Genomic DNA, 255 nt, shown 5'->3' on the forward strand with positions numbered 1-255 from the left:
CATCGAAACTGGTCCCGCCCATATCGGTCGTGATGATGTTGCTTTCCCCTATCAACCCACCAATCTGCTGGGCGCCAACAATACCGCCGACGGGACCCGACAGCAGCGTTGTGACCGATTGATGCCGGACATTTTCCATCGGACTGACGCCCCCGATGGACTGCATAATCAGAACCGGACCATGATACCCGTTGGACTCCAGCGCGTGACCAAGATTGGACAGGTGCTTTTGCAGCAACGGATTTAAATTTGCGT

At 54.9% G+C, this 255-nt stretch carries 1 protein-coding gene; it reads right to left on the reverse strand.

Translation table 11 applies throughout. From position 1 onward, the window contains the following. A partial coding sequence (locus ACOSDM_RS20360; RefSeq protein WP_420726359.1) for a hydantoinase/oxoprolinase family protein occupies positions 1–255 on the reverse strand: 255 nt, incomplete at both ends.

The sequence above is a fragment of the Hwanghaeella sp. LZ110 genome (genome assembly GCF_048892525.1).
Lineage (GTDB): Bacteria > Pseudomonadota > Alphaproteobacteria > UBA8366 > Aestuariispiraceae > Pacificispira.